This window comes from Streptomyces phytophilus (assembly GCF_013870535.1).
In the GTDB taxonomy this organism is placed as follows: Bacteria; Actinomycetota; Actinomycetes; order Streptomycetales; family Streptomycetaceae; genus Streptomyces; species Streptomyces phytophilus.
This window is the reverse complement of sequence record NZ_JACBXC010000267.1, coordinates 1-6,102: the sequence shown is the minus strand read 5'-3', so window position 1 is coordinate 6,102 and position 6,102 is coordinate 1. Positions and strand designations below refer to the sequence as shown.

Sequence of the window (6,102 nt, the reverse complement as noted above, 5' to 3'; positions counted from 1 at the left end):
CCGTCCGGGATCCGGCCCCGCCGGCATGGGCTGATCGGCGATGCGGACTGCCCGCGCGGACGGCCGCGGCAGCCGCTCGGCCCCTGGGAGGGAGCGGGGGAGCGGATAAAGGGTGGGAAGTGCGGGTGCGCGCTGCGGTTCCCGCACCGCGGTCGCCGCACCCCGCCAAGCCGCCCCCGAGACCCCGGAGAAGAGACCATGAGCGCCACCGACAAGAAACCGGCCGACCACATTCTCGTCGGCTACGACGGATCCCGGCACGCCGAGCGCGCGCTGGAGTTCGCCGTCGGCGAGGCGGTGCGCAGAGGGACCGGTCTGCACCTGCTGTGCGGCGTGCCGTGGCCGCCGTCGGCGTCCGCCGGCCTGGGCCTGTCTCCCGCCGAGCACAAGGAGCGTGAGCGGATCACCCGCCAACTGCTCGGCGAAGCCGCCGAGCGCGCCCGCAAGCTGGCCGACCAGGATCTGGACGTGGTCACGACGGTGAGCCGTGACCCCGCGGCGGAGGCGCTGGTGCGGCGGGGCCGTACCGCGGCGCTGACGGTGGTCGGCACCCGCGGGCACGGCGGCTTCGCCGGGCTGCTGCTCGGCTCGGTCAGCCAGCGCGTGGCCGCGCACACCGAGACCCCCCTGGCGGTCGTACGCGGCGACGCCGAGCCCGCCGGCGCACCGCGCGGCACCGTGCTCGTCGGCGTGGAGACGAACACCGAGACCGCCGCCGTCCGTTACGGCTTCCAGGAGGCCGCCCGGCGCGACGCCCGGCTGCTCGTGCTGCACGCCTGGAGCTACCCTCCGCTCACCGCCACCTGGACGACGCCCGAGTCCCTGCGCCGCCGCGAGGAGATCGAGGAGGCCCGCAAGGCGGCCGAGGCCGTGCCGCGCTACGCCGTGGCACCGGTGCGCGACGAGTTCCCCGAGGTCCGGGTGAGCACGGACCACGAGTGCCGCCCCGCGCCTGCCGTCCTCGTCGCGCGGACGAAGTCCGCGGACGCCGTGGTGGTGACGGTGCACCGCCATCTCCACCCGCTCGGCCGCCGCCTGGGCCCGGCCGCCCACGCGCTCCTGCACCACGCGCACTGCCCGGTGATCCTCATCCCCGCCCGGTGACACCCACCCGTAGGGCAGCACCCGGGCTTCGTCCGGGTGCTGCGCCGCGCGGGCCGGGCGCCACGGGGCTTCGGATCGGCGTCGCACCGCGGCTGGGCGCCTCGCTCGTGCGTGACCACGGATACGGAACGTCCTTCGCCGGTTCGGCCGGGGGTGCGCGTGGGCGGGGCCCGCCGCAGGAGCTGTGTGCCCCCCCGTACGGGGCCGCCCGGCCTCTCAGCGACGGCCGTCCGGCCGCCTGTCGTCGGCGGCGCCCGGCTTCGCCTGGCTGGCGATCATCGCGGCCTGGATGCGCCGCTCGACGCCGAGTTTGGCCAGCATGCGGGAGATGTGGTTCTTGACGGTCTTCTCGGAGAGGTAGAGCCGCTTGCCGATCTCCCGGTTGGTCAGACCTTCCCCGATCAGTTCGAGGATGTCGCGCTCGCGCTCGGTCAGCGAGGCCAGCGCCGCGTCTTCGGGGTCCGGTTCGGCCTCGTGGCGCAGGCTGTCCATCAGCCGGGCGGTGGTCGCCGGGTCGAGCATCGACTTGCCGGAGGCGACGGTGCGTACGGCGTTGACGATCTCGTCGCCGCGTATCTGCTTCAGCACGTAGCCCGAGGCGCCCGCCATGATGGCGTCGAGCAGCGCCTGGTCCTCGTCGAACGAGGTGAGCATCAGGCAGGCCAGCTCCGGCATGCGCGAGCGCAGCTCCCGGCAGACGCCGATGCCGTCGCCGTCGGGCAGACGCACGTCCAGCACCGCCACGTCCGGCCGCAGCGCCGGGCCGCGGGCCACGGCCTCGGCGGCGGTGGAGGCGTCGCCGACGACTTCGATGTCCGGCTGGGCGTCGAGGAGATCGTGCAGGCCGCGCCGCACCACCTCGTGGTCGTCGAGCAGGAAGACGCGTATCGGGTGCTGCGCGGCGGGGGTCGGTGCTTCTGCCATGGTCGGCTCCTCGGGATCGACTGCTCGCCCCGTGCCGTACGCGAATCCGGGGGGCAGACCGATTATCCGTCGCCGGTGGGCCGATGGCAGGGGCCGGACGGACCTGCGCGCCGGTGCGGTACGTCCCCGGCGCATCCCCCCGGGAGGCCCTCGTCGCCCTGCACCGCGGCCCCCTCACGGGAGCTGATGGTCCCGGCGCCGCGCCCCGTACGGCCCTACGCGGCGGGTGCCGCGGCGGCGGAGGCTGGCGGCAAGCCCTTACGACGCAGCGAAGGACGGATCCATGCCAGAGGTGACGACGCCCGAGCCGCCCGAGCCCGCCGACGGCGAACTCGCCACTCGTGGACGTCATCGACCGCGTGCCGGGCCTCGCCGTACGCGCCGCCCCGGTGCGCCGGGCAATGGGGGACGCCCGCGCCCGCCGCCGCGAGTGGATCCGCGTCCACGGCACCGACATGCCGGAGGCCGCCGACTGGACCTCGACCCCCTGATCCACCCCCGACCCGTCCCCCCGTGAAGGAGACACGCATCATGACCGTACGCGTCGGCATCAACGGCTTCGGCCGCATCGGCCGCAATTACCTGCAAGGACCGCTGCGCGGCGTCCTGCGCCACTCGACCGCGCCGATCGTCTCCCGCGACATCATCGGCGACCCGGCGTCCTGCGTCTTCGACGCCCCGCTGACCCGGTCCGGCGGCGAACTCGTCAAGGTCTTCGGCTGGTACGACAACGAGTGGGGCTACAGCAACCGGCTGCTCGACCTCACCGAATACGTCGCCGCCCGGCTGTGACGGCGGGAGGAGCGATGGAGCCGGAACGGCGGAGCGCCACCGGCCGGGTGCCGCGGCTGCAGCTGGACGAGTTGCTCGACGAGCTCCAGCTGCACGTCGACGAGGTACGCAGCACCCGCGACCGGCTGCACAGCCTGCTCGACGCCGTGATGAACGTCGGCCGCGACCTGGAACTCGGCCACGTGCTGCGGCGCATCGTGGAGGCGGCCGTCGTGCTGGTCGACGCGGAGTACGGGGCCCTCGGCGTCCTCGGCGAGGGGCACGACGACCGGCGGCTCGCGAAGTTCCTGCCGGTCGGCGTCGCGGAGGAGCAGGCGGCGGCCATCGGCGCACCGCCGTGCGGCCGCGGGATACTCGGCGTCCTCACCCGGCACCCGGAGCCGCTGCGGCTGCGGGAGATATCCGAGCACCCCGCCTCGCACGGCTTCCCGGCCCACCACCCCCCGATGCACTCCTTCCTCGGCGTCCCGATCCGGGTCCGCGACGAGGTCTTCGGCAACCTCTACCTCACCGACAAGCGCGACGCCGACGAGTTCGATGCGGAGGACGAGGCCGTGCTGTCCACGCTCGCCGCGGCCGCCGGCGTGGCCATCGAGAACGCCCGGCTGTACGAGGAGTCGCGCCGGCGGCAGCGCTGGCTCGCCGCCTCCGCCGAGGTCACCGCCGCGCTGCTGTCCGGCGAGCCGGAGGACGCCGTGCTGGGGCTGATCGTCGAGCGGGCCCGGGAGCAACTCGGCGCCGAGCTGGGGTCGGTGGCACTGCCCGTGCCCGGCTCCGGGCACCTGCGGGTGGCGCTGGCCCACGGCCCCGGCGCGGGGGTGCACGAAGAGCGGCTGCTGCCCGTGGACGACTCGCTCTCCGGACTCGCCTACACCGATGGCGAGCCGGTGCTCAGCGAGGACGTGCAGAGCGAGCCCCGCCTCCACGGCAGCACGCTGCGCGACGCCGGTCTCGGGCCCGCCGTCGCCGTGCCGATGGGCACCTCGGCGGGCCGGCGGGGAGTGCTGCTGCTCGCCCGCGCCGCGGGCGCACCGGCGTTCCGGCCCGAGGAAACCGCTCCACTGCAGGGCTTCGCCGGCCAGGCGGCGCTGGCGATGGAGCTGGCGGACCGCCGGCGCGACGCCGAGCGGCTGGCGCTGTCGACCGACCGCGAGCGCATTGCGCGCGACCTGCACGACCTGGCCATCCAGCGGCTCTTCGCCACCGGCATGACGCTGCAGAGCACGGTCCGGCTGGAGCGCACCGCGGAGGGCGAGGAGAAACTGCTGCGCGCCGTGCGCGAGCTGGACGAGACCATCGAGATCATCCGAACCACGATCTTCGGCCTGCGCGCACACGAGGCGGGCGACCACGGCGCCGCCGGCCTGCGCCGCCGCCTGGTCGGCACCGTCGAAACCGCCGCGGCCACCCTGGGGTTCAGCCCGGCACTGCGCACCGAGGGGCTTCTCGACGTGAACGTGCCCCCCGGCATCGCCGGCCACGCCCTGGCGGTGCTCGGCGAGGGACTGGCCAACGTCGCCCGCCATGCGCGCGCCCGCTCGGCCGAGGTCGTGCTCGCCGTCGGCGCCGACGACCTCACCCTGACCGTCGCCGACGACGGTGTCGGCCTGCGCCCCGGCGGCCACCGCGGCGGCCTGGCGAACATCGCCGAGCGAGCGCAGGAACTCGGCGGCACCTTCCGGGTGCACGCACCGGACGGCGGCGGCACCCGCCTGGTCTGGCGGGTGCCGCTGCGCGCCCACGACCCCGCCGACCCCGCCGGTCCCGCCGGCACCCCTTCGCACGCCGCCGGCTGAACGCCCGTACGAGCCGGGCCGGCACGGGGCCGCGGGTGCGGTCGTCCAGCCGCCCGGCGAGGGTGACGCCGGCGCGCACCGTGACGGCGGGGGTGCTCACCAACTCGCCGGCCGTGACCGCTCCCGCCTTGGCGAGGTCGTCCAGGCGCCGCAGGTGCTCGAAGCGGGTGGGGTCGCAGTCCCGGAACTCCTCCCGGTACGGCACGGGGCCGCGGTCACTGCCTCGGTCCGCTGCCGTAGGGCCCGTACAGGTCGAGCAGGCGGGTCCTGGCGGCCTGCAGCCGGTGCCCGATGATCTCGGCGACGCGGTGCGTGACCGCCCGGCCGGTCGCGGGGTCGCTCTCGCAGAGCTGCCGCACCACGGTGGCGTCGAACTCCAGGGCGCGTACCGGGCTGAGGGCCTGCGCCCCCAGGTGCCACAGGTACGGTCGGAACAGCCAGGACCAGCCCAGCAGGTCTCCGGAGCCGAGGGTCTCGACGGTGGCGGCCTGCCGCCCGGGCACGTGCAGGTCGAGGGTGACCGAGCCGGTGCGCAGCACCCAGAAGCGGTCGGCGCGCTGCCCTTCGTTGAAGATCCGCTGCCCGGCCGCGAAGGACACCTCCCCTGCGGTCTCCAGCAGTTGCTCCCGGGCCTCGGGCGGCAGCGCGCCGAGCAGGCTGGTGCTCGTGTTGATCATGATGTTTCTCCGTCCGGCCGTGGGCGGTGCGGGACTTTCCTCTCCACCCTCCGCCTCGGAGATCGCGGGCGGCAGGGGCCGAGCGGCGCCGGGGGGCCGTCCGGGCGGCCCTCTGACGTGCCCGGAAGACCCCGGCAGAGCGGCAGGGAGCGCGCTTGGCCGGAAGCGGGACCACAGGGAGCGGGCCGTGGGCCGGCCCGACGAGGTCGGGCCGGCCCGGCGGGCGGTGCTCCACGGGGCGAGCACGGCCGCGTGCGCCGGTTTTCGTGCCGTACGCGACGAGGTCGCGGGGCGCAGCCGTGGCCCCTTCGGCTTCCTCACACCCTGCGCAGCCATTCGTCGGCCAAGCCGTGCCGGGCCTGCTCGACGGCGCGGATCCGGGAGTCGTCCACGCGGTAGGTCAGCCGGTTGTCCGGCGACCCGGACCCGGCCGGTGATCACCCACAGGCCGCGGACCAGAACCTCGTCGACCACCTCACGGCGGATCTCGGCGTCGTTGCGGACGATGACCCGCAGCAGGTCGCGGCGGGTGACGATGCCGATCAGCCGGTTCTCGTCGTCGTCGACCATGGGCAGGCCGCTGATGCGGTGCTCGTGCAGTCGCCGCGCGACTTCCTTGAACGGGGTCACTGGTGCGGCGGTGACGACGTCGTCGGTCATCACGTTGCCGATCGTGCGGTGCTTCATCGCGGTCTCCTCGTCAGGTGTCCGGGCGCCTTCAGCGCAGCCGGCGCAGGTACGGGGTCGTGCCCCCGGCGCGGAAGCACGCGGATGCGGACGTCCACGGTGGTGATGCCGTCCGGCGAGCC

4 protein-coding genes and 4 pseudogenes are annotated in these 6,102 nt (G+C 74.9%); 4 read left to right on the top strand and 4 right to left on the bottom strand.

The annotated features are described in order from the left end of the window. Window positions 1–198: 198 nt before the first annotated feature. Window positions 199–1,104, top strand: coding sequence for a universal stress protein (locus H5J30_RS14405; protein ID WP_181787833.1), 906 nt, complete (start codon window positions 199–201; stop codon window positions 1,102–1,104). Between the two features lie 216 nt (window positions 1,105–1,320). Here H5J30_RS14405 and H5J30_RS14400 read toward each other — a convergent pair whose 3' ends face one another. Further along, the gene (locus H5J30_RS14400; protein WP_181787832.1) at window positions 1,321–2,028 is read right to left on the bottom strand and encodes a response regulator; all 708 of its coding nucleotides are present in this window, start codon (window positions 2,026–2,028) and stop codon (window positions 1,321–1,323) included. Window positions 2,029–2,366: 338 nt separating this feature from the next. Here H5J30_RS14400 and H5J30_RS14395 point away from each other — a divergent pair. The 3 genes and pseudogenes from H5J30_RS14395 to H5J30_RS14385 all read left to right on the top strand — a co-directional run. Beyond that, window positions 2,367–2,519 (top strand): annotated as a pseudogene (locus tag H5J30_RS14395) (phosphoketolase family protein); the annotation flags it as partial. 94 nt (window positions 2,520–2,613) lie between these two features. Continuing rightward, window positions 2,614–2,820 (top strand): annotated as a pseudogene (locus H5J30_RS14390) (type I glyceraldehyde-3-phosphate dehydrogenase); the annotation flags it as partial. A gap of 14 nt (window positions 2,821–2,834) precedes the next feature. Continuing rightward, window positions 2,835–4,616 carry a GAF domain-containing sensor histidine kinase gene (locus tag H5J30_RS14385; protein ID WP_181787830.1) on the top strand — a complete coding sequence of 594 codons (1,782 nt, stop codon included), beginning with the start codon at window positions 2,835–2,837 and terminating at the stop codon, window positions 4,614–4,616. A gap of 55 nt (window positions 4,617–4,671) precedes the next feature. Here H5J30_RS14385 and H5J30_RS37805 read toward each other — a convergent pair. The 3 genes and pseudogenes from H5J30_RS37805 to H5J30_RS36715 all read right to left on the bottom strand — a co-directional run. Further along, window positions 4,672–4,812, bottom strand: a pseudogene (locus H5J30_RS37805) (CBS domain-containing protein); the annotation flags it as partial. A gap of 19 nt (window positions 4,813–4,831) precedes the next feature. Further along, window positions 4,832–5,293 carry a Crp/Fnr family transcriptional regulator gene (locus H5J30_RS14380; RefSeq protein WP_181787829.1) on the bottom strand — a complete coding sequence of 154 codons (462 nt, stop codon included), beginning with the start codon at window positions 5,291–5,293 and terminating at the stop codon, window positions 4,832–4,834. A 561-nt stretch (window positions 5,294–5,854) separates the two neighbouring features. Beyond that, window positions 5,855–5,953 (bottom strand): annotated as a pseudogene (locus H5J30_RS36715) (CBS domain-containing protein); the annotation flags it as partial. Window positions 5,954–6,102: the final 149 nt, after the last annotated feature.